This is a genomic window from Psychroserpens mesophilus (assembly GCF_050617655.1).
Classification (GTDB): domain Bacteria; phylum Bacteroidota; class Bacteroidia; order Flavobacteriales; family Flavobacteriaceae; genus Psychroserpens; species Psychroserpens mesophilus_A.
In genome coordinates, this window is the sequence record NZ_JBODQC010000137.1 from 1 (window position 1) to 278 (window position 278).

The 278-nt window shown below is 41.7% G+C and carries 1 protein-coding gene; it reads left to right on the forward strand.

Going from position 1 to position 278, the window contains the following annotated elements:
• A partial coding sequence (locus tag ACRHNM_RS16660) for a hypothetical protein (RefSeq protein WP_431137742.1) occupies window positions 1-278 on the forward strand: 278 nt, incomplete at both ends.

A 278-nucleotide genomic window follows, 5' to 3' on the forward strand; every position in this document is an offset into this window, starting at 1 on the left:
AAAACTTTTTGGCCGAAAATGGCCATTCCGTGGTAGTACGTTCCCAGCTGACCAAGGGCAGGTACAAATTTGAATATTTCAATACTGAGGCTGTGCCTGTTTACCAATTGACGGAAAATGGTTTGCAACCGTTTGATTTGGTTATCATTGATGCAGATTCGTATTTGGAACTGCCGACATCCTCCAAAGCAGCTCTGGATTTCAACATACAAGAAGAAGGACTGGGATTGTTTGTTCAGCCCAGTCCAGCAATTTTTAACCAATCAAGAAAAGGTTTT